This is a genomic window from Pseudomonas sp. GW822-FHT06D10, assembly GCF_058799535.1.
Genome location: NZ_JBXALN010000002.1, coordinates 639,113 through 664,032, shown reverse-complemented (window position 1 = coordinate 664,032; position 24,920 = coordinate 639,113). Strand labels below are relative to the sequence as shown.

Annotated in this window: 24 protein-coding genes; 17 read left to right on the top strand and 7 right to left on the bottom strand. The window is 62.9% G+C overall.

Translation table 11 applies throughout. The features are described 5' to 3' along the window. Nucleotides 1–46 precede the first annotated feature (46 nt). Nucleotides 47–1,429, bottom strand: a complete 1,383-nt coding sequence (locus tag AC1RL5_RS08610) for a spinster family MFS transporter (protein ID WP_093404295.1) — start codon at nucleotides 1,427–1,429, stop codon at nucleotides 47–49. Between the two features lie 328 nt (nucleotides 1,430–1,757). Between AC1RL5_RS08610 and AC1RL5_RS08605 the strand changes: the two genes are divergently transcribed. Next, the gene (locus tag AC1RL5_RS08605) at nucleotides 1,758–2,126 is read left to right on the top strand and encodes a YkgJ family cysteine cluster protein (RefSeq protein WP_015634416.1); all 369 of its coding nucleotides are present in this window, start codon (nucleotides 1,758–1,760) and stop codon (nucleotides 2,124–2,126) included. Nucleotides 2,127–2,268: 142 nt separating this feature from the next. Then, nucleotides 2,269–4,548 (top strand): putative bifunctional diguanylate cyclase/phosphodiesterase, encoded by a 2,280-nt coding sequence (locus AC1RL5_RS08600; RefSeq protein WP_210482550.1) that lies wholly within the window; start codon nucleotides 2,269–2,271, stop codon nucleotides 4,546–4,548. Here the strand turns inward: AC1RL5_RS08600 and AC1RL5_RS08595 are convergent. Continuing rightward, the gene (locus AC1RL5_RS08595; RefSeq protein ID WP_492589234.1) at nucleotides 4,439–5,335 is read right to left on the bottom strand and encodes an NAD(P)-dependent oxidoreductase; all 897 of its coding nucleotides are present in this window, start codon (nucleotides 5,333–5,335) and stop codon (nucleotides 4,439–4,441) included. The two genes, AC1RL5_RS08600 and AC1RL5_RS08595, sit on opposite strands and share 110 nt — an antisense overlap. Nucleotides 5,336–5,533: 198 nt before the next feature. Here AC1RL5_RS08595 and AC1RL5_RS08590 point away from each other — a divergent pair, with 198 nt between their 5' ends. Further along, nucleotides 5,534–7,714: a hypothetical protein gene (locus AC1RL5_RS08590; RefSeq protein WP_011059644.1), complete on the top strand. Its 2,181-nt coding sequence runs from the start codon at nucleotides 5,534–5,536 to the stop codon at nucleotides 7,712–7,714. 274 nt (nucleotides 7,715–7,988) lie between these two features. Here the strand turns inward: AC1RL5_RS08590 and AC1RL5_RS08585 are convergent, their stop codons facing one another. Beyond that, nucleotides 7,989–8,294 carry a DUF2288 domain-containing protein gene (locus tag AC1RL5_RS08585; RefSeq protein WP_041116319.1) on the bottom strand — a complete coding sequence of 102 codons (306 nt, stop codon included), beginning with the start codon at nucleotides 8,292–8,294 and terminating at the stop codon, nucleotides 7,989–7,991. Between the two features lie 340 nt (nucleotides 8,295–8,634). Here AC1RL5_RS08585 and AC1RL5_RS08580 point away from each other — a divergent pair, with 340 nt between their 5' ends. The 9 genes from AC1RL5_RS08580 to AC1RL5_RS08540 all read left to right on the top strand — a co-directional run bounded on the left by AC1RL5_RS08580 (nucleotide 8,635) and on the right by AC1RL5_RS08540 (nucleotide 16,285). Further along, on the top strand, nucleotides 8,635–9,762 hold the full coding sequence (locus AC1RL5_RS08580) for a branched-chain amino acid ABC transporter substrate-binding protein (protein WP_011059642.1): 1,128 nt from the start codon (nucleotides 8,635–8,637) through the stop codon (nucleotides 9,760–9,762). 230 nt (nucleotides 9,763–9,992) lie between these two features. Then, complete coding sequence (gene livH / locus AC1RL5_RS08575) at nucleotides 9,993–10,916, top strand: high-affinity branched-chain amino acid ABC transporter permease LivH (RefSeq protein ID WP_011059641.1); 924 nt, start codon at nucleotides 9,993–9,995, stop codon at nucleotides 10,914–10,916. After that, nucleotides 10,913–12,169: a high-affinity branched-chain amino acid ABC transporter permease LivM gene (locus AC1RL5_RS08570; RefSeq protein WP_011059640.1), complete on the top strand. Its 1,257-nt coding sequence runs from the start codon at nucleotides 10,913–10,915 to the stop codon at nucleotides 12,167–12,169. The genes livH and AC1RL5_RS08570 overlap by 4 nt, the downstream gene beginning before the upstream one ends. Next, the gene (gene livG, locus AC1RL5_RS08565) at nucleotides 12,166–12,933 is read left to right on the top strand and encodes a high-affinity branched-chain amino acid ABC transporter ATP-binding protein LivG (RefSeq protein WP_011059639.1); all 768 of its coding nucleotides are present in this window, start codon (nucleotides 12,166–12,168) and stop codon (nucleotides 12,931–12,933) included. Before AC1RL5_RS08570 ends, livG begins: the two co-directional genes overlap by 4 nt. Beyond that, on the top strand, nucleotides 12,934–13,635 hold the full coding sequence (locus AC1RL5_RS08560; RefSeq protein WP_015634412.1) for an ABC transporter ATP-binding protein: 702 nt from the start codon (nucleotides 12,934–12,936) through the stop codon (nucleotides 13,633–13,635). 152 nt (nucleotides 13,636–13,787) lie between these two features. Beyond that, entirely contained in the window at nucleotides 13,788–14,090 is a 303-nt protein-coding gene (locus tag AC1RL5_RS08555) for a BufA1 family periplasmic bufferin-type metallophore (protein ID WP_011059637.1), read from the top strand. A gap of 25 nt (nucleotides 14,091–14,115) precedes the next feature. Then, on the top strand, nucleotides 14,116–15,006 hold the full coding sequence (bufB, locus tag AC1RL5_RS08550; protein ID WP_103407775.1) for an MNIO family bufferin maturase: 891 nt from the start codon (nucleotides 14,116–14,118) through the stop codon (nucleotides 15,004–15,006). Continuing rightward, nucleotides 15,003–15,773, top strand: a complete 771-nt coding sequence (locus tag AC1RL5_RS08545) for an HvfC/BufC N-terminal domain-containing protein (RefSeq protein WP_072451115.1) — start codon at nucleotides 15,003–15,005, stop codon at nucleotides 15,771–15,773. Before bufB ends, AC1RL5_RS08545 begins: the two co-directional genes overlap by 4 nt. A 2-nt stretch (nucleotides 15,774–15,775) precedes the next feature. Continuing rightward, nucleotides 15,776–16,285: a DoxX family protein gene (locus AC1RL5_RS08540; RefSeq protein ID WP_011059634.1), complete on the top strand. Its 510-nt coding sequence runs from the start codon at nucleotides 15,776–15,778 to the stop codon at nucleotides 16,283–16,285. A 70-nt stretch (nucleotides 16,286–16,355) separates the two neighbouring features. On the opposite strand, the gene AC1RL5_RS08535 is transcribed toward AC1RL5_RS08540, so the two are convergent. Next, nucleotides 16,356–17,264 (bottom strand): LysR family transcriptional regulator, encoded by a 909-nt coding sequence (locus AC1RL5_RS08535; protein WP_072451117.1) that lies wholly within the window; start codon nucleotides 17,262–17,264, stop codon nucleotides 16,356–16,358. Between the two features lie 103 nt (nucleotides 17,265–17,367). Here AC1RL5_RS08535 and AC1RL5_RS08530 point away from each other — a divergent pair, with 103 nt between their 5' ends. The 3 genes from AC1RL5_RS08530 (at nucleotide 17,368) to AC1RL5_RS08520 (ending at nucleotide 20,567) form a co-directional block, all read left to right on the top strand. Continuing rightward, nucleotides 17,368–17,967, top strand: a complete 600-nt coding sequence (locus AC1RL5_RS08530) for a short chain dehydrogenase (RefSeq protein WP_011059632.1) — start codon at nucleotides 17,368–17,370, stop codon at nucleotides 17,965–17,967. Nucleotides 17,968–18,162: 195 nt separating this feature from the next. After that, nucleotides 18,163–18,840, top strand: coding sequence for a COG3650 family protein (locus AC1RL5_RS08525; RefSeq protein ID WP_041120567.1), 678 nt, complete (start codon nucleotides 18,163–18,165; stop codon nucleotides 18,838–18,840). 113 nt (nucleotides 18,841–18,953) lie between these two features. Next, nucleotides 18,954–20,567: an NAD(P)/FAD-dependent oxidoreductase gene (locus tag AC1RL5_RS08520; protein WP_492589233.1), complete on the top strand. Its 1,614-nt coding sequence runs from the start codon at nucleotides 18,954–18,956 to the stop codon at nucleotides 20,565–20,567. Between the two features lie 132 nt (nucleotides 20,568–20,699). Here AC1RL5_RS08520 and AC1RL5_RS08515 read toward each other — a convergent pair whose 3' ends face one another. Beyond that, nucleotides 20,700–21,794: a PLP-dependent cysteine synthase family protein gene (locus AC1RL5_RS08515; RefSeq protein ID WP_072451118.1), complete on the bottom strand. Its 1,095-nt coding sequence runs from the start codon at nucleotides 21,792–21,794 to the stop codon at nucleotides 20,700–20,702. A 321-nt stretch (nucleotides 21,795–22,115) separates the two neighbouring features. Here AC1RL5_RS08515 and nhaA point away from each other — a divergent pair, with 321 nt between their 5' ends. Further along, nucleotides 22,116–23,303 carry a Na+/H+ antiporter NhaA gene (gene nhaA, locus AC1RL5_RS08510; RefSeq protein ID WP_011059628.1) on the top strand — a complete coding sequence of 396 codons (1,188 nt, stop codon included), beginning with the start codon at nucleotides 22,116–22,118 and terminating at the stop codon, nucleotides 23,301–23,303. Nucleotides 23,304–23,382: 79 nt separating this feature from the next. On the opposite strand, the gene AC1RL5_RS08505 is transcribed toward nhaA, so the two are convergent. After that, nucleotides 23,383–23,847 carry an outer membrane lipoprotein gene (locus AC1RL5_RS08505; RefSeq protein WP_011059627.1) on the bottom strand — a complete coding sequence of 155 codons (465 nt, stop codon included), beginning with the start codon at nucleotides 23,845–23,847 and terminating at the stop codon, nucleotides 23,383–23,385. A 174-nt stretch (nucleotides 23,848–24,021) separates the two neighbouring features. Between AC1RL5_RS08505 and AC1RL5_RS08500 the strand changes: the two genes are divergently transcribed. After that, the gene (locus AC1RL5_RS08500) at nucleotides 24,022–24,258 is read left to right on the top strand and encodes a hypothetical protein (protein WP_072451119.1); all 237 of its coding nucleotides are present in this window, start codon (nucleotides 24,022–24,024) and stop codon (nucleotides 24,256–24,258) included. 12 nt (nucleotides 24,259–24,270) lie between these two features. Here the strand turns inward: AC1RL5_RS08500 and pdxH are convergent, their stop codons facing one another. Further along, on the bottom strand, nucleotides 24,271–24,918 hold the full coding sequence (gene pdxH, locus AC1RL5_RS08495) for a pyridoxamine 5'-phosphate oxidase (protein ID WP_011059625.1): 648 nt from the start codon (nucleotides 24,916–24,918) through the stop codon (nucleotides 24,271–24,273). Between the last annotated feature and the right edge of the window lie 2 nt (nucleotides 24,919–24,920).

The window sequence follows — 24,920 nt, the reverse complement described above, 5'->3', positions numbered from 1 at the left end:
TGCGGGCCTTTTTTTTGCCTGTCGCCTGCCAATGCAGCAACGCGCCCTAGCGGCTCACTGCACCATCGTTGATCGCCGGCAGGCTCGCTTCTGCTGGCGCATCAGCGGCATCCCCACAGGCCAGACCCTCTTTCATCCGCTGGGCGTCACGGACAAAACAGCGCGCTGCCTGGAACAGAAACAGCAGGGTCAGGAACAGGGCCACGGGAATCAGGTACATCGCGTCGTGCAGACCGATGGCCTTGAACTCCTCGGTCATCAGCTCTGCGCCTGCGGCATACATTGCCGAATGGGCGAAGTGGTCGGAGAGCGCCCCCACCACCACCGGCCCCAGGCCGCCCCCCAACAGGTACAGGCCGGCGAAGAACAGGGCCATGGCGGTGGCGCGCAAGCGCGGTTCGACCACATCCTGCAGGGCGGTATAGACGCAGGTATAGAAGTTGTAGGCAAACAGCCAGCCGACACTGAATACCGCGACGAACACCCCGACCTCCACCCGCCCGGCATGCAGTGCCCATCCGGTGGCGAGGGTCGATATGATCAGGCTGCAGGCCGCGAACAACAAACGACCATTGGCTACCCGCTGATGAATCTTGTCGGCGATCCAGCCGCCCAGGGTCAGGCCTACCAGGCCGGTCACCCCGACGATCAGCCCGGTGGCCATGGCGGCTTCCTGCAAGGGCATGAGGAAGTAGCGCTGCAGCATCGGCACCAGGAACGAGTTGCAGGCATAGGTGGCGAAGTTGAAAGTCAGCCCGGCCAGAGTCAGCCAGAGAAAGGTCGGTATCGCCAGCACCCGGCGAATGGGCCGGTCAATCCGCACCTGGGCCACTTTCACCGTTTCCGCCGCGCCGCGCTTGGGTTCCTTGATGAAGAACATGAACACCGCCAGCACCAACCCTGGCACCGCCGCAATGAAGAACGGCGCCCGCCAGCTGTCGAAGGCCTTGACCATGGCACCGATGGTGAAGAACGCCAGCACCAGCCCCAGAGGCAGGCCGAGCATGAAGATGCCCATGGCCCGGGCCCGGCGGTGAGCGGGGAACAGGTCGCCGATCAGCGAGTTGGCGGCCGGGGCGTAGCTGGCCTCGCCAATCCCCACGCCCATGCGCACCAGCAAAAAGCTCCAGAAGCTGCCGACCATGCCGTTGACCGCGGTGAGCCCGCTCCACACCGCCAACCCCCAGCCCATCAGCTTGCTGCGCGAGCCGGTGTCGGCCAGGCGCCCCAGGGGCAAGCCGGCAATGGCATAGACGATGGTGAAGGCGGTGCCGATGATCCCCAGCTGGAAGTCGCTCAGGTGCCATTCCATGCGGATCGGCTCGATGATGATGGCGGGGATGGTGCGATCGAAGAAGTTGAACAGGTTTGCCAAAAACAACAGGAACAGAATGCGCCAGGCATTTGCCGCTTGAGTCGAATTATCCATGGATCGATCTCTTTTATTGTTATTGGGCCAGACGCGAGCGGGCCTGGAAGCTGCAATCTAGTCAGCCGCACCCACGCTGTCTGTAATCATTCGCCAGCCTGATACCAAGGCATCGCAGGCAGGCGCGGGGATGGCACTTGCGGCTCCCCGGAACAAGCCGCCCGAACTTCGCCACAGCCCCCGCTACCCGGGCCTTTCCCAGTCTTTTCAAGGGCTTGGCCAAGGCCGAAAAAATACCTTGCGCCCCCCCTTCCCAAGGCCGATGCGAAGCCTAGAATAGCCGCCTTCCCAGCCCCCCTTATCAACCCCTCCCCCATCGAATACGCCAATGTCCGAAGCCAGTCCGTGTCTGAATTGCGGTGCCTGCTGTTCATACTTTCGTGTGTCTTTTTTCTGGGGCGAATGCGCCTCATCCGGCGGGACTGTCCCCGACGAGCTGGTGCAAAGCATCAGCCCCAGCCGGGTGGCAATGCTCGGAACCGACTGCAAATCCCCGCGCTGCATCGCCCTTGAAGGCGAGGTCGGCCAGGGTGTGAGCTGTTCGATCTATGACCAGCGCTCCAGCCCGTGCCGCGAGTTCGAGGCTTCCTGGACCGACGGCCAGCCCAACAGCGACTGCGACGCCGCCCGCGCCGCCTTCGGCCTGGCCCCCCTGGAACCGGCGGACACCGAGCCCTGGTACGAGGAAAGCGCTTAGCACCTTTGGCGATAGGGCTCATAAGCAAATCATTAGCAGCAGCGTGCCACCTCCCATTGCAGCCAGCGGGTGCCTTCTATACTCCAAGCACTCGTTGGCGCGCGGCTCCGCCGACCTCAGATGACTCAGAGATGGGCAGGCTATGGACTGGCTGGGCGTGCATTTCATTACCGAGCTTCCACAGGCCGGGCAAGTGGTCCTGCATTGCACCCACAACCCGGTTCTGGTGCTTCTGGCCTACCTGGTAGCCTGTGCCGCCAGCTTCGCCACCCTGGACATGGCCGAACGTGTCAGTCATGCCGAGCGACCGGCCAGCCAGCGCCTGTGGCGCTGGGTCGGAGCCTGCTGCCTGGCCGGGGGGATCTGGGCCATGCACTTCATCGCCATGCTGGCGTTCGAGGCGCCGCTGCAGATCCACTACGACCTGCCCCTGACCCTGCTGTCGCTCCTGATCGCGCTGGTCGCCGCCTGGCTGGCGATGAACACCCTGAGCCACGCGCACATGCCGCTGTGGCGCTATGGCGTTGCTTCGATCTGGATCGGCCTGGGCATCGCCGCCATGCACTACGTCGGCATGGCGGCCATGCGCAGCAGCGCCAGCCTGTACTACGACCCCTTACTGATGGCGCTGTCGGTTTTGGTGGCGATCGCCTGCAGCCTGGCGGCGCTGCTGCTGTCCCGTCACCTGCGCGAAGGCAGCGGCATGTTCCACCAGTTGCTCAAGTACGCCAGCAGCCTGGTGCTGGGCGCTGCCATCGTGCTCATGCACTTCACCGGCATCTGGGCCATGACCCTGGTGCTGCCCGCCGGCAGCCTGCCCGCCCCCGCCACATCCGACGGGCATCTGCAACTGGGCCTGACCCTGAGCGCGATCGTGCTCTTGATCATCGGCAGCGGCATCAGCGCGGCCCTGGCCGACAAGAAGCTGCAACACAAGGAGCGGGACCTGCGGCGGGTCAATGCCCTGCTTTCGCAACTGGACCAGGCCCGGGTTTCCCTGCAGCAGGTGGCCCACTACGACGCCCTGACCAACCTGATCAACCGCCGCGGCTTCAACCAGCTGTTCGCCGAAAAGCTCATCGAGAAAACCACCTTTGGCGGCATGCTGGCGGTGATGTTCCTCGACATCGACCACTTCAAGCGCATCAATGACAGCCTCGGCCACGATGCCGGGGACGAGTTGCTGAAAGTCATCGCCGGGCACATCAAGAGTTCCACCCGCAGCCATGAAGACGTGGTGGCACGCCTGGGCGGCGACGAGTTCTGCATCCTCATCAATCTGTACGAGCGCGAAGAAGCCCGGCAGATGGCCCAGCGCATCATGCAGAAAATGAAGGAGCCGATCGAACTGGGAGGGCGGCGCATGGTGATGACCACCAGCATCGGCATCAGCGTCTTCCCCGATGACGGCAAGACCTGCGAGGAGTTGCTCAAGAACGCCGACCTGGCCCTGTATCAATCCAAGGATTGCGGGCGCAACAGCCTGCATTTCTTCAACTCCCACCTCAAGACCCGGGCCACCCTGGAACTGCAACTGGAAGAGGAATTGCGCAACGCCCTGCGCGACGACCAGGGCCTGCTGCTGTATTACCAACCTATCTACGACCTCAAGAGCGGCAGGGTCACCAAGCTCGAAGCCCTGATCCGCTGGCAGCACCCGCAACATGGGCTGCTGACCCCGGATCGCTTCATCTCCATTGCCGAAGCCAACGGCATGATCGCCGAGCTGGACAACTGGGTGCTGCGCAAGGCCTGCGCGGACCTGGCCTACCTGTCGCGCCATGGCTGTGGCGAACTGAAGATCGCGGTCAACTGCTCGGCCCTGAACCTGACCCGCGAAGAGCTCGCCGGGGAGATCGAAAGCGCCCTGCGCCAGGCTCAGGTGGCGCCGCAGCGGCTGGAGCTGGAAGTCACGGAAAACGCCCTGATGGGCAATATTGCCAGCACCCTGGCGCTGCTCAAGCAGATCCGCGGGCTGGGGGTGTCGCTGTCGATCGACGACTTCGGCACCGGCTACTCATCCCTGGCCTATCTCAAGCGCTTGCCCCTGAACACCCTGAAGATCGATCGATCGTTCATCCAGGACATCCCCAAGTCGACCCAGGACATGGAGATCGTCCAGGCGATCATCATCATGGCCCACACCCTGCACCTGCAGGTGGTCACCGAAGGGGTCGAAACCCCGGAACAGCAAGCGTTTCTCCAGCACCATGGCTGCGACTACCTGCAGGGCTACCTGCTCAGCCATCCGGTGCCGCTGCGGGAGTTGCGCGGGGTGCTGGAGGAGCTCGACCAGCGCCACGCCGCGCCGATCAATCCGCGGGCGCCGGGTCCCGATAAAGGCGAACCAGGGTCGCTGGATCTTTTTCCAGATAGCCCTGCCCACCATGCAGACGCATCAACTGCGCAGCTAATCCGCTGATCGGCGTCGCCGAGCCCTGTTCGCGGGAAAACTTCACCGCTCCATCCAGGTCCTTGAGCAGGGTGCGCACATGCCACTTCACCGGCTCGAACCGGCTTTCAGCCATTTGCGGGGCCAGGATCTGCAAAGGTTTCGAGTCGGCAAAGCCACCGGCCAGGGCCTCGGCGATCAGCCGCGCATCCACCCCCGAGCGCTCGGCCAGGGCCACCACCTCGGCGATCACCAGGGCGTTGCAGGCGACGATCATCTGGTTGCAGGCCTTGGTCACCTGCCCGGCGCCCACCGCCCCCATGTGCGTGACCCGCTGCCCCAGGGTCAGCAGCACTGGCCGCACCCGCTCGACGTCCGTCGCCGCACCGCCAACCATGATGGCCAGGCTGCCGGCCTCGGCGCCCGGGGTACCGCCGGACACCGGCGCATCGACCCAGGCCACGCCGCGGCTTGCGGCCAGTTCGGCGGCCATTTCCCGGGTAGCCGTGGGTTCCAGGCTGGAGAGGTCCAACAGTAGCTGGCCGGCCCGGGCCCCCTGGGCGATACCCTCGGGGCCAAACACCACCTCGCGCACCACCTCGGTATTGGCCAGGCACATCAGCATCAGGTCGGCATGGGCACACAGCTGCGCCGGCGTGGCAACTTGTCGCGCCCCGGTAGCCACCAGGGGCGCGCATTTTTCCGGGTTGCGGTTCCACACCGTCAGCGGATAGCCCGCCGCCAACAGCCGGCGGCACATCGGCAAGCCCATCAGGCCGATTCCGGCAAAGCCGAGTGAAGGTAACGCTGACATCATATTGCCCTCATTTGATTAAAGATCACCGAATACTGGCCGATTCATCATGATTCAGGAAAGGATTCCCCCGAGCGTCGCTCAGAAAAAACCCTGACGCCTTGGGCAAAATTCGCGCTCCACGCAGCGACGAGGTCCCATTCCGTGATGGTTCGACGACACCTCGTCCACGAGCCAACCTGACCAGGCATATGGCGCACAATGACTTCTAAAAACAAACCTGCCAACGCAGTCTCCGAGATGACGCTGACCTCCCCCACAACTAGCCCCTCAGACCCGAAGCCATTGTCCAGTTCACGCCCCCTGTCGACTCAGCAGTACCTGTATTTCACCGAAACCAATACCGACCGCATCCTCGACAACCTCGACGGTCTGCGCGACACGGTGTTCCCGCGGCCACCGCACCTGGAAGGCGAGCCGGACAACCGTCGCGACCAGGAATTTCCTTCGGTCTGCCTGATCGGCCTGGGCCGCTGCGGCTCCAACATCGCCCTGGATGTGGCCGAGTTGGTGTACAACGCCCGCAAGTTCTACCTCAACGAATTCAATAACGAAGACAAGGCCTACGAAGGCGGCTATAGCCCCGGCCAGTGGATCCGCCAGAACCTGCGCCTGGGCCAGAACAAGGCCAGCAAGCCGGTGTTCCTGGTGGAGCCGCTGGTGATGCTCGGCGACCTGGACAAGGACATTGCCGGGCGCATCCGTTTCTCGCGCAAGGGCGAGAAAAGCGGCTTCATCCGCGACTACAGCAAGATGAAGATCATGGACCTCTCGGAAGTCCACGCCGGTGGCGCCGGTAACGCGCCGATCCTCGGCCAGTACCTGGCCAAGATCATCCTCAACAAGGACACCCAGCGCTTCTCCAGCCCCGACTGGAAGATGATCCACTCGTACCTGATCGACTCCTGCGGGATCAAGGCCAACCAGTCGCGCCTGTACTTCTCGATCTTCAGTGCCGGCGGCGGCACCGGCTCGGGCATGGCCTCGGAATTCGGCCTGGCCCAGCAGTACTCGTACATGAACAAGACCTTCGACACCAAGCCGATGGACGAGCACGACAGCAAGAGCGGGCACTCCTTCGTCTTCGAGCCGATCTTCACCAGTGGCATCTGCGTGCTACCGAACATTTCGGACCATCGCAGCGAAATGTCCGAGGCTCTGCACATCAACGCCGGCCGCCTGCTGTGCAAATACCTTTCGGAAGAGTGGGACTTCTCCTACAACTTCGACAATGAAGACAGCAGCGAAGCCAGCGTGATGGGACGGATCCGCCCCTGGAACGCGATGATGCTGATCTCCAACGACATCATGCGCTACGCCGAAGAAAGCGATGACGGCAACATCCAGAACATCGACGTCAACGCCATGGAGAAGCACGCCAACCAGTACATCTCCCAGCAGATCTTCAACATCCTCACCGCCCAGGCGGTGACCACCGACTACGACCAGAACTACTTCCGGCGGGCCGGCATCGACATCGGCGAAACCATCCGCCTGGATGCCAACGACCTGTTCATGAGCCTGGCGGGCCCGGTGGCGATCGCCTACGCCGAATCCGTGGTGCCGGAGCAGCCGGTGCCCACGGGCGACAAGTTCAAGGTGTTCGAGAAAGAGCCGCAGCGCCTGAACATCGACGACCTGTTCTTCCGCTCCATCGACCTGCCGCACTTCAACAAGGTGACCCAGGCCATCGAGGGCATCAGCCTGCTGCCGATCGAGTCCAAGCGCTACCGCGCGGCCCTGGAGCAATACAAGGCTTCGGGTTATGACGCCGCGGCGCTGCATGACCTGCACTTCTTCAAGAACTGCTCGTCGGTGGTGTCGATCGTGTCCCTGCCCAAGGACTACAAGCTGTCCTACATGGACCTGAACCGGCTCAAGACCCACCTCAACAGCCTGTTTCCCAACACCACCCTCAAGCGCTACGCGCTGGTGATCGGCGCTTCGGCCAACCTGTCGCTGACCACCCTGATCGCCAAGAGCCCGTGCCTGTCGGATGACTTCCTGACCCTGATCGTGGCCTTTATCAAGCGTTGCTTTGCGCGTAATCCATACCGTTTCGACGACACCCTGGACAACTCGGTGCTGGATTTCATCGTCAGTGACCAGTTCGATGAAGACCGCATCGACGATCTGCTCAACGAATTCGAGAACCCGGCGAAGATCCTCGACACCAACTGGTATGCGATCAAGCCGATGTACGAGAAGAAATACCGCGAGCTGATCAACGACAAGGACAAGTTCGTCTCGATCAACGACATCCGCCTGTCCCGCGATTGCGTGAAGAAGGCCATCAAGTACCTGCGGGAAATCTACCGCCACCGTATCGGCAAGACCCGGGTCATCTCGCTCAACAGTCACACGGGCAAGACCGCGTATTAAGAAGGGCTTCGCCGGCCAGCCGGCTTCTGCACGGCAGGGGAAAACCTGCTGTCCTGTGGGAGCCGGCTGGCTGGCGAATGGTCAACTTGCTCACATCGCGAAACAATTAAGCAGCTCGTCGGCTGGGCTTGAAACTGTTCCCCTTCCGTGAACGTCACCCTGAGGGAAAAGCCCGTGGGGCCTTTCTCTACGGCAAGGTGCCATCACTGGATTCACGGTTACTCGGCTACACACTTTTGTCCGACAAAAACCCGCCCCTTATCGGTGCACGCGCTTAGCGCGATGCCCTTTCCTGGATCAGGATCCAGGGTGAAACCACCACCGCCCACAGCGTCGGATCACGTTCCAGCAGATCGGATGCCCGCGTCGCAGACAGTTTCTCGACCTTTCCTTCGGCCAGCCAGGCCGCCACTTTTTCTGCCTGGTTCTCGGCCACGGCCTGGGCCGCCTCGATCAGATCCAGGTCAGCCTCGACCCACAATAGGGCACCCTTGGCGAAGAACGGCTCCAGTTCCTTCCAGCTGATAGATGCGGTCTCACCAAGCAGCTTGGCATAGAGGGTGCTAGGTTCTTGAGTCATGGGACTGTCCAGAAATGAAATCGGCGCAATCATAACGTCGGGGCTCTGGCAGAAAAACCCAGAAGCAAGCGTGACACCGATCGAGAAGCTCAGAAGCGCCAGGGACTGACGCCGAACCGGGCGCAAGCCACGCCGCAAATCTGTCTTTTTCTTTCAATTAAGCGACACCCCGCGTTTTTGCCCCCAGCAGCCAGCTTTTCAAGCGAACAACCGGCGCTCTACACTGTACCGGTACAGTTGCCAGGGGCATTTTCCGACGGGTATTCACGAAATATCTGATTCGGTTCTGCGACCAAGGCCGCCGGAACTATAAAAATTACAACAGTAAGAGTGGAGCACTATGAATAAGGCTACTAAGCAGATTTCCAAACTGTTTGCCGCTATGGTCCTGGCCGGGGTTGCCAGCCATTCGTTCGCAGCTGACACCATCAAGATCGGTATCGCCGGCCCCAAGACCGGTCCTGTAGCCCAATACGGCGACATGCAGTTCAGTGGCGCGAAAATGGCCATCGAACAGATCAACGCCAAAGGCGGCGTCAACGGCAAGAAGCTCGAAGCCGTTGAATACGACGATGCCTGTGATCCCAAGCAAGCCGTGGCAGTCGCCAACAAAGTGGTCAACGATGGCGTCAAGTACGTGGTCGGCCACCTGTGCTCCAGCTCCACTCAACCTGCTTCCGACATCTACGAAGACGAAGGCGTGATCATGATCACCCCGGCTGCCACCAGCCCGGACATCACCGCCCGTGGTTACAAGATGGTGTTCCGCACCATTGGCCTGGACAGCGCCCAGGGCCCTGCCGCCGGTAACTACATCGCCGACCACGTGAAACCCAAAGTGGTTGCCGTGCTCCACGACAAGCAGCAGTACGGTGAAGGCATCGCCACCGCCGTGAAGCAGACCCTGGAGAAGAAAGGCACCAAGGTCGCCGTATTCGAAGGCATCAACGCCGGCGACAAGGACTTCTCTTCGCTGATCGCCAAGCTCAAGCAGGCCAACGTCGACTTCGTCTACTACGGCGGCTACCACCCTGAGCTGGGCCTGATCCTGCGCCAATCCCAGGAAAAAGGCCTGAAGGCCAAGTTCATGGGCCCGGAAGGCGTGGGTAACGACTCCATTTCGCAGATCGCCAAGGATGCTTCCGAAGGCCTGCTGGTCACCCTGCCTAAATCCTTCGACCAGGACCCGGCCAACGTGGCCCTGGCTGACGCGTTCAAGGCCAAGAAAGAAGACCCGAGCGGTCCTTTCGTATTCCCTTCCTACTCCGCAGTTGAAGTCATCGCCGGCGCCATCACCAACGCCAAGAGCGAAGACGCGGCCAAGGTGGCTGAAGCCATCCACGCCGGCACCTTCAAGACCCCTACCGGCGACCTGAGCTTCGACGCCAAGGGCGACTTGAAAGACTTCAAGTTCGTGGTCTACGAGTGGCACTTCGGCAAACCTAAAACCGAAGTTTCCCCTCAGTAAGGCGCGGCCTGACTGACTGCCAATAAAGCCCACGGCGTGCCGTGGGCTTTGTTTTACGAATGTATGGGCCTGTGTTCCGTGATCCGGAATCCCGCCCACCTGAAAATCTCAAAACCGTCATCAGCGGTTCGCTGGCAAAACCCAGCCCGAAGTGGGTGCAGATCCACGGGGCCTGGGCGGGAAAATGACTCCACCAGTGAAATGCGTATCAGGTTTTTAGGAGCGTTGTAATGCCTGACATCTATCACTTTTTCCAACAGCTGGTTAACGGTCTCACCGTTGGCAGCACGTATGCCCTGATCGCCATCGGCTATACGATGGTTTACGGCATCATTGGAATGATCAACTTCGCCCACGGCGAGGTGTACATGATCGGTTCCTACGTGGCGTTCATCGCCATCGCCGGGCTGGCCATGATGGGACTCGACAGCGTCCCGCTCTTGATGACCGCAGCCTTCATCGCGAGCATCGTCGTCACCAGTGCCTACGGCTACAGCATCGAACGGATCGCCTACCGCCCCTTGCGGGGTAGTAACCGCCTGATCCCGCTGATCTCCGCCATCGGCATGTCGATCTTCCTGCAGAACACCGTTCTGCTGGCGCAGGACTCCAAGGACAAATCCATTCCCAACCTGATCCCGGGCAACTTCTCCATCGGGCCAGGCGGCGCACATGAAGTGCTGATTTCCTACATGCAGATCGTGGTATTCGTGGTGACCCTCATCGCCATGCTCGGCCTGACGCTGTTCATCTCCCGTTCTCGCCTGGGTCGCGCCTGCCGCGCCTGTGCCGAGGACATCAAGATGGCCAACCTCCTGGGGATCAATACCAACAACATCATCGCCCTGACCTTCGTGATCGGCGCCGCGCTGGCGGCCATCGCCGCCGTGCTGCTGAGCATGCAATACGGTGTGATCAACCCCAACGCCGGTTTCCTGGTGGGCCTGAAGGCCTTCACCGCAGCGGTCTTGGGCGGCATCGGCAGTATCCCGGGCGCGATGCTCGGCGGGCTGGTGCTGGGGGTGGCCGAAGCCTTTGGTGCCGACGTGTTCGGCGACCAGTACAAGGACGTCGTGGCGTTCGGCCTGTTGGTTCTGGTGCTGTTGTTCCGTCCGACCGGCATTCTGGGCCGTCCGGAGGTTGAGAAAGTATGACTAGGAATCTTAAATCGGCGCTGTTCAGCGCCTTGTTGGTCTGGGCTGTCGCCTACCCGGTGCTGGGCCTGAAACTGACCATCGTCGGCATCAACCTGGAAGTCCACAACACCAGCCCGACCATTCTTGCCACCATCGCGGTGTGCTCGGTGCTGATGTTCCTGCGGGTACTGTTCCATAGCCAGATCAGCGCCGCCTGGAAGTCCTCTCCCAGCATGCCGTTGATCCCGGCCAAGGCCAGCAACTTCCTGACCCTGCCCAGCACCCAGCGCTGGATCATCCTGGCGTTGATCCTTGGCGCCCTGGTCTGGCCGTTCTTCGGCTCCCGCGGGGCGGTGGACATTGCCACGCTGATCCTGATCTACGTGATGCTGGGCCTGGGCCTGAACATCGTGGTCGGCCTGGCCGGCCTGCTGGACCTGGGTTACGTGGGTTTCTACGCCGTCGGCGCCTACAGCTATGCGCTGCTGTCGCACTACTTCGGCCTGAGCTTCTGGATCTGCCTGCCGATCGCCGGCCTGATGGCGGCCACTTTCGGCTTCCTACTGGGCTTCCCGGTGCTGCGCCTGCGGGGTGACTACCTGGCAATCGTGACCCTGGGCTTTGGCGAGATCATCCGTCTGCTGCTGCGCAACATGACCGATCTCACCGGCGGCCCCAACGGCATCAGCAACATCGAGAAGCCGACCTTCTTCGGCCTGACCTTCGAGCGCAAGGCAGCAGAAGGCATGCAGACCTTCCACGAGTTCTTCGGCCTGCAGTACAACTCGATCAACAAGGTGATCTTCCTCTACCTGGTGGCCCTGCTGCTGGCACTGGCGGCGCTGTTCGTCATCAATCGCCTGCTGCGCATGCCCATCGGCCGTGCCTGGGAAGCCTTGCGTGAAGACGAGATCGCCTGCCGTGCCCTGGGCCTGAACCCCACGGTGATCAAGCTCTCGGCCTTTACCCTGGGCGCCGCGTTCGCCGGTTTCGCCGGCAGCTTCTTCGCCGCGCGCCAAGGCCTGGTGACCCCGGAATCCTTCACCTTCATCGAGTCGGCGATCATCCTCGCCATCGTCGTGCTGGGTGGCATGGGCTCGCAGCTGGGTGTGATCCTGGCGGCGATCGTGATGATCCTCTTGCCTGAAATGATGCGTGAATTCAGCGAATACCGGATGTTGATGTTCGGCGCCATGATGGTGCTGATGATGATCTGGCGTCCTCAAGGTCTGCTGCCCATGCAACGTCCTCACATGGAGCTGCGCAAATGAGCCGTGAGATCCTCAAAGTAACCGGCCTGTCGATGCGCTTCGGCGGCCTGCTGGCGGTCAACGGCGTGGCCCTGACCGTCAAGGAAAAACAAGTGGTGGCATTGATCGGCCCGAACGGTGCCGGCAAGACCACGGTGTTCAACTGCCTGACCGGTTTCTACCAGCCCAGCGCCGGCAGCATCCTCCTGGACGGCGAGCCGATCGAAGGCCTGCCGGGCCACAAGATCGCCCGCAAGGGCGTGGTGCGTACCTTCCAGAACGTGCGGCTGTTCAAGGACATGACCGCGGTCGAGAACCTGTTGATCGCCCAGCACCGGCACCTGAACACCAACTTCCTCTCCGGGCTGTTCAAGACCCCGGCGTTTCGCAAGAGCGAGCGCGAGGCCATGGAGTACGCCGGCTACTGGCTGGACAAGGTCAACTTGCGGGAGTTCGCCAACCGCCCCGCCGGCACCCTGGCCTATGGTCAGCAACGGCGCCTGGAAATCGCCCGCTGCATGATGACCCGCCCGCGGATCCTCATGCTCGACGAGCCAGCCGCCGGCCTCAACCCCAAGGAGACCGAGGACCTCAAAGCGCTGATCAGCGTGCTGCGCGAAGAGCACAACGTCACCGTGCTGCTGATCGAACACGACATGAAACTGGTCATGAGCATTTCCGACCATATCGTGGTGATCAACCAGGGCACGCCCCTGGCCGACGGCACGCCGGAACAGATCCGCGACAATCCCGAAGTGATCAAAGCCTACCTGGGGGAAGCGTAAATGCTGCAGTTCGAAAACGTTTCCACCTTCTACGGCAAGATCCAGGCGTTGCACAGCGTCAACGTCGAGATCCGCCAGGGCGAGATCGTCACCCTGATCGGTGCCAACGGTGCCGGCAAGTCCACCCTGCTGATGACCCTCTGCGGCTCGCCCCAGGCCCACAGCGGCAGCATCCGTTACCTGGGTGAAGAACTGGTGGGGCAAAGCTCGGCGCAGATCATGCGCAAGAGCATTGCCGTGGTGCCGGAAGGCCGCCGGGTATTCGCCCGCCTGACCGTGGAAGAGAACCTCGCCATGGGCGGCTTCTTCACCGACAAGGGCGACTACCAGGAGCAGATGGACAAGGTCCTGGAGCTGTTCCCGCGGCTCAAGGAGCGCTTCACCCAGCGCGGCGGCACCATGTCCGGCGGCGAACAGCAGATGCTCGCCATCGGCCGTGCGCTGATGAGCAAGCCCAAGCTGCTGCTCCTGGACGAACCGTCCCTGGGTCTGGCGCCGATCATCATCCAGCAGATCTTCGACATCATCGAACAGCTGCGCCGCGACGGCGTGACGGTGTTCCTGGTGGAGCAGAACGCCAACCAGGCGCTGAAGATCGCCGACCGCGCCTATGTGCTGGAAAACGGCCGGGTGGTGATGCAAGGCACCGGTGAATCGCTGCTGACCGATCCGAAGGTGCGTGAAGCCTACCTGGGCGGCTAAACACCTGCGTCACTGAAAACGGCCCTTCGGGGCCGTTTTTTTTATTCCGGGATAAAAAACTGCCCCGGGCTGTAACGAATCCCTATGAGCCTTCTCTAGAGGGGTAAGCAAGCACAGATGCTTCCTTACCCCACCCGCACTGGAGAAACATCATGAGCAACACTCGTACCCTGTCCGCCACTGCCCTGGTCCTGGCCCTGGGCTCTGCCCTCAGCGTCGCCGCCCTGCCCACCACCGCCCATGCTGCGGACGACATGGAAAAGTGCTTCGGCGTGGCCATGAAGGGCAAGAACGATTGCGCCGCGGGCGCCGGCACCACCTGCGCCGGGACCTCCAAGGTCAACGACCAGGCCAACGCCTGGAAGCTGGTACCCAAGGGTAGCTGCGAGAAAACCGCCAGCAGTACCTCGCCTACCGGTTTCGGCCAGCTCGAAGCCTTCAAAGCCAAGTCCTGATCCTGCGCCAGCCTGAGTGTCGACGATGAACACCACTCCGCTGCACCATCCTGGCCACGACATTCAGGCGCGCGCCTCCAGCCTGCCGCCCCGCGCCGGGCTGGGGCTCAAGACCGAGCATTTCAAACACGTGCTGGAACAGCGGCCCGACATCGGTTTCTTCGAGGTGCATGCGGAGAACTACATGGTGGCGGGCGGCCCTTTCCACCATTACCTGGGCCTGATCCGCGAACGCTACCCGCTGTCGCTGCACGGTGTCGGCCTGTCCATCGGTGGCGAAGGCCCCCTGGACCTGGCTCACCTGGAGCGGCTGGCCGGCTTGATCGAACGCTATCAGCCCCAGTCCTTTTCCGAACACCTGGCCTGGTCCAGCCACGGCCCGGTGTTCCTCAACGACCTGCTGCCCCTGGCCTACGACGGGCCCACCTTGCGCCGGGTCTGCGAGCACATCGACCAGGTGCAGAACCATCTGGGACGAACCATGCTGCTGGAAAATCCGGCCACCTACCTGCAATTCCAACGCTCGACCCTGGATGAGACCGACTTCATCCGCGAAGTGGTCCAGCGCAGCGGCTGCGGCCTGCTGCTGGACGTCAACAACCTCTATGTGTCGTGCATCAATCACCAGCGCGATCCCCTGGCCTACCTGCAAGCACTGCCGCTGCAGGCGGTGGGCGAGATTCATCTGGCCGGGTTCGCCGAAGACCGGGACAGCCTCGGTGACCGTCTGTTGATCGACGATCACGGTGCCCCGGTCGACGCTGCGGTCTGGGCCCTGTACCAGGAGGTGCTGGGGCTCATCGGCCCGATGGCCACCCTGATCGAGCGCGACAACCACCTGCCGGCCTTTGCCACCCTGATGGCCGAGGCCTGCCAGGCAGAAGCGCTGTTGCTCGGCGCCCAGGTGCAGCCATGAGCGGCCAGGGGGAATTCGCCAGGGCCCTGCTGAGCGCCGAACCGGGCTGCCCACAGGGGCTGTCCAGCAGCAACGGCGCCGATCCGGCCAGCCGCTTCGCGGTCTATCGCAACAATGTGCAGGCCTCGTTGAGCAACGCCCTGGCCGAGTCATACCCGGTCGTCATGCAATTGGTTGGTCGCGAGTTTTTCAACGCCATGGCCGCGCTCTACATCCGGGACTTCGCCCCCGCCAGCCCTCTGCTCAACGACTATGGCCGGGACCTGGGCGACTTTATCCAGGGCTTCGGGCCGGCCGCCGGCCTGCCCTACCTGGCCGACATGGCCCGCCTTGAACGGCTGCGGGTCGAGGCCTACCACGCCGCCGACGCCCGCCCCATGGAGCCGTCACGGCTACTGGCGGCGATGAACCAGCCCGACCGCCTCGGCCAGGCGCAACTGCTCCTGCATCCGTCACTGCGCACCCTGCACTCCGGCTACGCCGTAGTGAGCCTGTGGGCGGCGCACCAGAGCGACCAGCCCTGGCCGGCTTTCGACCTGCAGCAGGGGCAGAACGCCCTGGTGCTACGCAACGCCCTGGAGGTCGAGGTGATCGCCGTGGATACCGGCGCCATGACCTTCATTGAAGCCCTACGCAACCACTGGCCGCTGGAAATCGCCGCGGCCCATGCCCTGGACGCCCAGGCCGACTTCGACCTGGGCCAGTGCCTGGGGCTGCTGCTCGGCCACGGCGCTCTTATCGACCTGCAACCCCAGAAGAAGGCCTGACCATGAACACCCAGACAGAAACACCCATTGCCGGACTGGTGAATCGGATCATTCAAGGGTTTGAGCGCATTCCCTACAGCCTGATCGCCTTTATCGCGCGTTTTTCCATTGCCGCGGTGTTCTGGAAATCCGGACAGACCAAGGTCGAGGGGCTGGCCATCGACCTGGTCGATGGCACCTTCCAACTGGGCTGGCCGCGCCTGGCGGATTCGACCATTCCCCTGTTCAAGAGCGAGTACCACGTGCCCCTGTTGACGCCGGAAGTGGCGGCGCACCTGGCGGCCTTTGCCGAGCATTTTTTCCCGATGCTGATCCTGCTGGGCCTGGCCACGCGCTTTTCCGCCCTGGCGTTGCTGGGGATGACCCTGACCATCCAGCTCTTCGTCTACCCGGACGCCTACCCGACCCACGGCACCTGGGCGGCGATCTTCCTGCTGTTGATGGCCCGCGGCCCGGGCGTGTTGTCCCTGGACCACCTGCTGGCCCGGCATTTTCGCCACCGTCCTCTGTAGCCGCTGCCTCAGGCTGCGAAAAGGGCCGCAGGCCCATCAAGTTCACAAACGACGGTAAAGCCGGAGGAAGCTACAAACGATCCAGCGCCTCACCGCTGCGACGAAACCAGTCCATCAGGTAATCGGCCAGCACCTGGGTACGCTTGGGCAGGCCGCCCTGATAGGAGTGCACCAGGTACATCGGCATGCTGCGGGTCTGGTAGTCCCGCAACAGCCAGCGCAGGCGGCCGTCCGCCAGTTCGCTGTGCAGCACATAGGACGGCAGCCGGGCGATCCCCGCGCCTACCAGGGCAGCCTTCTTCAGGAGGTTGTAGTGGTTGCTGGCGAAGGGGCCGCTGACCCGCACCCGCAACAGTTCATGGCGCTGGTGGTACAACCACTCTTCCCGACCGCTGTAATGGCTATTGAGCAGGCAGCGATGCCCGGCCAGCTCCTGAGGCGTGCGCGGCTCGCCGTATTGCTCCAGGTAGGCCGGGCTGGCGCAGGTCATTTCATGCCAGGCCAACAGCGGCCGGGCCACCAGGCGCTGGTCGTTGGCCACCTCCGAGCGCACGGCCAGATCGAAACCCTCCCGGGTCAGGTCGCGGTAGCTGTTGTTCAGGTCCAGCTCGATCTGCACCTGGGGATAGTGCCGGGAGAACTCCAGCAGCAGGCCGTCGAAAAAGGTTTCCCCCAGGGAGACCGGGACGGTGAGGCGCACCGGCCCGGCCATATCGTCCTTGAGCCGCGCCAGGGCCTGGTGGGCCCGCTCGACCTGAGCCACCAGGGCCTGGGCCTGGGGTAGCAACGCCGCGCCGGCGGCCGTGAGGTCCAGGCGCCGGGTGGTGCGTTGCAGCAGTACCACGGCGTAGCGGGCTTCCAGGGCGCTGATGCGTTTGGAGAGCTGGCCCTTGCTGCACCCCAACCGCTGGGCCGCCAGGGTAAAGCTGCCGGCTTCCACCAGCACCGCAAATGCCGCCAGGTCATCCATCTCGCTCATGGATTGTTTCCATTTGAAAACCAAAGGTTGCCTATTAGCGCGTTAATCCATGAAAAAAACCACTCTAGACTGCAACCTCACCCCCCTTTTCGAGGAACAGCCCATGAAGATTCTCTTGATCGGTGCCAATGGCACCATTGGTTCGGCGGTCGCGCGGGAGCTGGAACAACGTCACGAAGTGGTGCGCATCGGCCGTACCAGCGGTGATTTCCAGGTGGATATCAGCGACAGCCAGTCGATCCGCGCGCTGTTCGAAAAGACCGGGCGCTTCGATGCGCTGGTGTGCGCCGCCGGTAACGTGACCTTCGCGCCGCTGGGGGAAATGACTGCCGAGCACTTCAGCCTGGGCCTCGAGGACAAGCTGATGGGCCAGGTCAACCTGCTGCTGATCGGCCGCGAGTACGCCAACGACGGCGCCTCCTTCACCTTCACCACTGGCGTACTGAGCCATGACCCGATCCGCAGCGGCGCCTCGGCCGCCCTGGTCAACGGCGCCATCGACAGCTTCGTGAGGGCCGCTGCCATCGAGCTGCCCCGGGGCCTGCGGGTCAACTCCATCAGCCCCAACGTGCTGCTGGAAGCCATGGGCAGCTACGCGCCCTACTTCCGTGGCTTCAAGCCGGTGCCGGCGGCCGACGTGGCCCTGGCCTACGCCAAGAGCGTGGAAGGCCTGCAGACCGGCCAGACCTACCGCGTCGGCTAAGCCCGTTTGTGCAAAAGCCGGCTTGTGCAGGAGCTGGCTCGCCCACGCAGGCGTCCTCCCAACCCACACAAGGCTCCTGGGCCTCTTCGCCGGCAAGCCGGCGCCTACAGTGGATGGCGCTGCTGCGTTCAATCCGGGGTTGTGGTGGCCGGGCGGGCTGCGTAACGTGTCGGACTTCCGCCTGGAGGCCCAATGATGCGCACCGCCCGTTCCCTGCTTTGTTTCGCCCTGTTGCCGCTGTTTGCCGGCTGCCAGATGCTGCCGATGTTCAACCAACAGCCCCAGGCGCCGTCCATGGCCGGGTTGACCCGGATGCAGGGTGAACTCAGTGCCGCCGATGGCAAGCTGCTGTTCAAACCCTGCACCGAAGACCGCCGTTATGTGGTCAACGATGGCGGCAACACCAGTGTGCTGCAGGAAGCGGCAACCCTGGCCGAGAAGCAGGGCAAGCTGTTTGCCGACCTGCGGGGCAAGTTCTCCGCCAGTGCCAGCAGCGACGGCCAGCTGGACCTGCGCCAGCTGTACCGCGTGGAGCGCTCCGCCAGCGCCTGCAGCGATCCGAACTTCCAACGCCTGATCCTGCGGGCCGGTAGCAAGAACCCGGCGTGGAACGTCGATGTCAGCGCCAAGGGCATGATGATCGAACGCGCCGGCCAGCCGACCCTGGCCCTGCCCTATCTGGAAGAACAGCTGGGGGATGGCCGCTTCAACCTCACCAGTGAAGCCAATCACCAGCGCGTGGAGCTGTGGGTGGCCCCGCAACGCTGCGTCGACCCCGTCACCGGCAGCGTTCAGCACCTGAGCGCAGAGCTTCGGGTGGACGGCCAGGTGCAGCGCGGCTGCGGCTATTTCGGCGGCTCGCGCAACGACTGATTCGACGAGCAGCGGTTTTAGCCTCACGGCCAAGGTGGTTTGCGGCTTATAATCGCCGGTTTGTGCAAAGCAAGCCGGCGCACTGTTGCGCACCGCCTACCCCGGATCCTGTCATGTTACGAATCACCGAACTCAAGTTGCCGATCGACCATCCCGATGAAGACCTGCGCGCCGCCATCGTGCAGCGCCTGGGGATCGCCAGCGATGAGCTGCTCGATTTCACCTTGTTCAAGCGCAGCTACGATGCGCGCAAGAAGTCTTCCGAGCTGTGCTTCATCTACACCATCGACCTCAGCGTGCGCGACGAAGCGCCGCTGCTGCTCAAGTTCGCCGACGACCGTAACGTCAACCCGGCGCCGGATGTCAGCTACAAGGTGGTGGGCCAGGCTCCGGCCGACCTCAGCCAGCGGCCGATCGTGGTGGGCTTCGGCCCCTGCGGGATCTTCGCCGGCCTCTTGCTGGCGCAGATGGGCTTCAAGCCGATCGTCCTCGAACGTGGCAAGGAAGTGCGCCAGCGCACCAAGGACACCTGGGGCCTGTGGCGCAAGAGCGTGCTCAACCCCGAGTCCAACGTGCAATTTGGCGAAGGCGGCGCCGGCACCTTCTCCGACGGCAAGCTCTACAGCCAGATCAAGGACCCGCAACACCACGGCCGCAAGGTGCTCCACGAGTTCGTCAAGGCCGGTGCGCCGGACGAGATCCTCTACGTCAGCAAGCCGCACATCGGCACCTTCCGCCTCACCGGCGTGGTGGAAAACATGCGCCAGCAGATCATCGCCCTGGGCGGTGAAGTGCGCTTCGAGCAGCGGGTTACCGACGTGCTGATCGAAGACGGTCAACTGCAAGGTGTGGAACTGGCCAGCGGCGAACAACTGCATTCGCGGCACGTGATCCTGGCCCTGGGCCACAGCGCCCGCGACACCTTCCGCATGCTCCACAGCCGCGGCGTGTACATGGAAGCCAAGCCGTTCTCGGTGGGCTTTCGTATCGAGCACCCGCAATCGCTGATCGACAGCGCGCGCCTGGGCAAGTACGCCGGCCACCCGAAACTCGGCGCCGCCGACTACAAGCTGGTCCACCACGCCAAGAACGGCCGTTCGGTCTACAGCTTCTGCATGTGCCCGGGCGGTACCGTGGTGGCGGCGACCTCCGAGCCGAACCGGGTGGTGACCAATGGCATGAGCCAGTACTCGCGCAACGAGCGCAACGCCAACTCCGGCATCGTCGTGGGCATCACCCCGGAGGAGGATTACCCGGGCGGCCCGCTGGCAGGCATCGAGTTGCAGGAGCGCCTGGAGTCCCACGCCTTTGTCCTGGGTGGCAGTAACTACCAGGCCCCGGCGCAGCTGGTGGGCGACTTTATCGCCGGCAAGCCCACCACCGCCTTGGGCAGCGTCGAGCCGTCCTACAAGCCCGGCGTGACCCTGGGTGACCTGGCCCTGGCCTTGCCGGACTTTGCCATCGAGGCCATTCGTGAAGCCCTGCCGGCCTTCGAACGGCAGATCAAGGGTTACTCGCTACATGACGCGGTGCTGACCGGTATCGAGACCCGCACCTCATCGCCGCTGCGCATTACCCGCGACGCCTCGATGCAGAGCTTGAATGTGAAGGGGCTGTACCCGGCCGGTGAAGGCGCCGGTTATGCCGGTGGGATTCTCTCCGCCGGGGTCGACGGGATTCGCATTGCCGAAGCCGTGGCCCGCGATATTCTCGGCATCCAGGCCTGAGGGACGGGCCCTTTCGCCGGCAAGCCGGCTCCTACCGCCTACCGTAGGAGCTGGCTCGCCGGCGAAGGCGTCGTCCAGAACAACGCAAGGCTCAAGGGCCTCTTCGCCGGCAAGCCGGCGCCTACGACAAGTTCAGATACCGGCGCGCAATACGCTGGCAGGTAGCGCCTCACCACGCTCGGCACTGGCGGCTACCGCCTCGATCAACACCGTCAGTTCATAACCCTGCTCTGCCAGCCACTGCTCATCGTAGTAGGTGGTCGCATAGCGCTCGCCCCCATCACACAGAATCGCCACGATCGACCCCGACTCGCCGGCCGCAACCATCTGCTGCGCGGCCATCAGCGCGCCGATCAGGTTGGTGCCGCTGGAGCCGCCAACCCGACGACCCAGGCGCTGGGCCAGATAATGCATGGCCGCCAGGGACAGGGCATCCGGCACCTTGACCATGGCGTCGATCACCTTGGGCAGGAACGAAGCCTCGACCCGTGGCCGGCCGATGCCCTCGATCCGCGAACCGCAGTCCAGGCGCAGGCTGGCGTCGCCACTCTGGTAATAGTCGAAGAACACCGAGCGCTCGGCGTCGGCACACAGCACCCGAGTGCAGTGCTGGCGATAGCGCACGTAGCGCCCCAGGGTCGCGGTGGTACCGCCCGTGCCCGGGCTGGAAATCAGCCAGCTGGGCTCCGGATAACGCTCGAAACGCAACTGCTGGAATATCGACTCGGCGATGTTGTTGTTGGCCCGCCAGTCGGTGGCGCGCTCGGCATAGGTGAACTGGTCCATGAAATGGCCGCCGCTCTCCCGGGCCAGGCGCTCGGACTCGGCGTAGATCTGCGTCGGGTCCTGCACCAGGTGGCTCTTGCCGCCATAGAAGGCGATCTGGGCGATTTTCTCCTGGGAAGTGGTCGCCGGCATCACGGCAATGAACGGCAGCCCCAGCAGCCGGGCGAAATAGGCTTCGGAGATCGCCGTGGAGCCACTGGAGGCCTCGATCACCGGCGCGCCGGGCTTGAGCCAGCCATTGCACAGGGCATAGAGGAACAGCGAGCGGGCCAGGCGATGCTTGAGGCTGCCGGTGGGATGGCTGGACTCATCCTTGAAATACAGCTCGATGCCCGGCAGGCCCGGCAACGGCAGCGGGATCAGGTGAGTGTCGGCGCTGCGCTGGAAGTCGGCTTCGATGATACGGATGGCCTCACGGGCCCACTGGCGATTGTCGCTCATGCTCTATTCTCGTTGGATCGCACGCCGTACCGGCGCAAGAAGATGAAATGCACCCAGCATAGGTGATCCAGGCTCGCGACGGGCAGGCGCCTTTTCCTGGAAAAAATGCCCCGTCAGCCGCTGCGGACGGACATGTTAGGAAATATCCTGCCCCCCTTACAGGTACAGCTATGAAGCAATTGGAAACACAACTGCAAGGGGGATTTTTCAACAGCCCGCTTGTCTTCTGCATATAACAAAAAAGAATATAACTTTTGTTTTAACAACTAACTGTACGGGTTAGGGTGTGCCACCTTTTTAGTTTTTAGATGGAGAGCGACCTTGCCTCTGCGTAGCACTTTCACTCGTTTCTTTGCCATGGAAGCTGCCAGCGGTCTGTTATTGATCGCCGCTGCCATCCTGGCCCTGATTATCAACAACTCCCCCCTGTCCTGGCTGTACAACGGCCTGCTGGAGACCCCGGTGGTGGCCCAGGTTGGCGCCCTGAAGATCGCCAAGCCGCTGCTGCTGTGGATCAACGATGGCCTGATGGCACTGTTCTTCCTGCTGATAGGCCTGGAGGTCAAGCGCGAAGTGCTGGAGGGGCAGTTGGCCAAGCCGTCGCAGATCGTCCTGCCCGGCGCAGCGGCCATCGGCGGCATGCTGGTGCCAGCGCTGATCTATTGGTTCCTCAACCGTGACAACCCGCCCGCCCTCAATGGCTGGGCGATTCCCACCGCCACCGACATCGCCTTCGCCCTCGGGGTGCTGGCCTTGCTGGGCAAGCGGGTGCCGACCTCGCTGAAACTGTTCCTGATGACCCTGGCGATCATCGATGACCTGGGAGCGATCGTGATCATCGCGATCTTCTACTCCGGCACGCTGTCGACCCTGTCGCTGATGCTGGCTGGCGCCTGCATCGCCGCCCTGGTGGCGATGAACCGGATGGGCGTGGTCAAGCTCGGACCCTACATGATCATCGGCCTGATCCTCTGGGTCTGCGTGCTCAAGAGCGGGGTCCACGCGACCCTGGCCGGCGTGACCCTGGCCTTCTGCATACCCTTGCGCACCCGCAACGCCGAACCCTCGCCGCTCAAGGCGCTGGAACACGCCCTGCATCCCTGGGTGTCGTTCGGCATCCTGCCGCTGTTCGCCTTCGCCAATGCCGGGCTGTCGCTGAGCGGCGTGACCCTCGAAAGCTTCACCCACCATGTTCCCATGGGGATCGCGGTCGGCCTGCTGCTGGGCAAGACCATCGGCGTCTTCGGCCTGACCTGGATGGCAGTGAAAACCGGTATCGCTGCCTTGCCGTCCGGGGCCAACTGGGGCCAGGTGCTCGGCGTGGCAATTCTGTGTGGTATCGGCTTCACCATGAGCCTGTTCGTCGGCTCCCTGGCCTTCGAGCCCGGCAGCAGCGAATACGCCGGCATGGACCGCATGGGCATCCTGACCGGTTCACTGTTTGCGGCCCTGATCGGTTACGCCGTCACCGCCGCTGCCAGCCGCAGGAACAACACCCTGGCGTCCTGATCCGCAGCGCTTGGCCAGGCTGAAAACACAAAACCCCGACCAGTTGCCTGGCCGGGGTTTTGTTTTGTAGCAGGGAAGGTCAGCGGGTAACGCGGCTGGTACCGTTGACCGTCATGATGCGCACGCGGTCGCCCACGCGGAACACTTCGTTTTCCTGAACCTGCTGCACATAGGCACGCATGCTGCCGTCGTCTTCACGAACGGTGATTTCAACGCCCTGGGTACGGGTCAGGCCTTCTTCAGTGGCCGAGCCCAGCAGGCCGCCGGCTACTGCACCGATGACTGCGGTGACGATGCTGCCACGGCCACCGCCGATGGCGCTGCCGCCAACGCCGCCGATCACAGCACCTGCAGCGCCGCCGATCGGGGTCTTGGTGCCTTCGATTTTCACCGGACGCAGGGATTCGATGGTGCCCATGCGCACGGTTTGCACACGACGCGCTTCATCACGGGAATAGGAGTCACCGGTCAGGTTGGAGGCACAGCCACCGAGCAACATTGCCATCGTGGTGAAGGATGCAACCAGCAAAACAGACTTACGCATAGGATCAACTCCAAAGGACAGATAATCATTAGACTCCGCAGCTTGACGCCTGTCACGGCATCGCCCGGATAAAATTGCTTTCATTCAGCCAAAGTACAGGCTGTGTAAACGCCAGGCTTTCTCATTACGGTAGCTCCAGCTCCCTGCATAGCGCCACCGAACAAAGGATTTTCCATGGACTACTTCATCATCATCGCGACCACCGCTGCAGGCTTGTATTTCCACTGGTGGCTGTATGTACGCATCAAGCGTTGGACCGATCGGGACCTGGCCCTCTCCCTGGCCGGAACCGATGCCCAGAAGAAGCAATTCATGCTCGAGCAACTGGCCGAGGCCCAGCGCCAGAAAGTAAAACGCCGGGACCTGCCGCAATGGCTGGAAGCCGCTGCGGCCGGCTACCCCGGCGAGTGACCTGCAATCCGATCAAGGAGCCAGACGTTCGCGGACCCACTCCTGGCCTTGCAGGCGATAGTTCAAACGGTCATGCAGTCGGCTGGGGCGCCCCTGCCAGAACTCGATGCGCTCCGGCAGCAGGCGATAACCACCCCAGTGTTCCGGGCAATCGGGCTGGCTATCGCTGAAGCGAGCCTCAGTGGCCTTGAGCAACTCTTGCAGTTCGTCACGATCGGCGATCACCCGGCTCTGCGGTGAAGCCCAGGCTCCCAGCCGGCTGCCCAGGGGACGCACCTGATAATAGGCATCGGACTCCTGTGGAGTGACCTTGACCACCCGTCCTTCAATCCGCACCTGACGCTCCAGGGTCGGCCAGAAGAACGTCATGGCGGCGAAGGGCCGTGCAGCCAGCTGCTGGCCCTTGGCGCTCTCGTAGTTGGTGAAGAAGGTGAAGCCCTGCTCATCCAGGCCCTTGAGCAACAGGATGCGGCAGTGAGGGCGACCATCGGTATCGACGGTCGCCACGGTCATGGCATTGGCTTCCACCGGCGGTTGCTCGGTTTTCACCGCATCGGCGAACCACTGGTGGAACAGCGCAAAAGGTTCAGCCGGGGCCTGCGCCTCGGACAAGCCGTCGCGAGTGTAGTCGCGGCGCATATCAGCCAGGGACTGAGTCATGC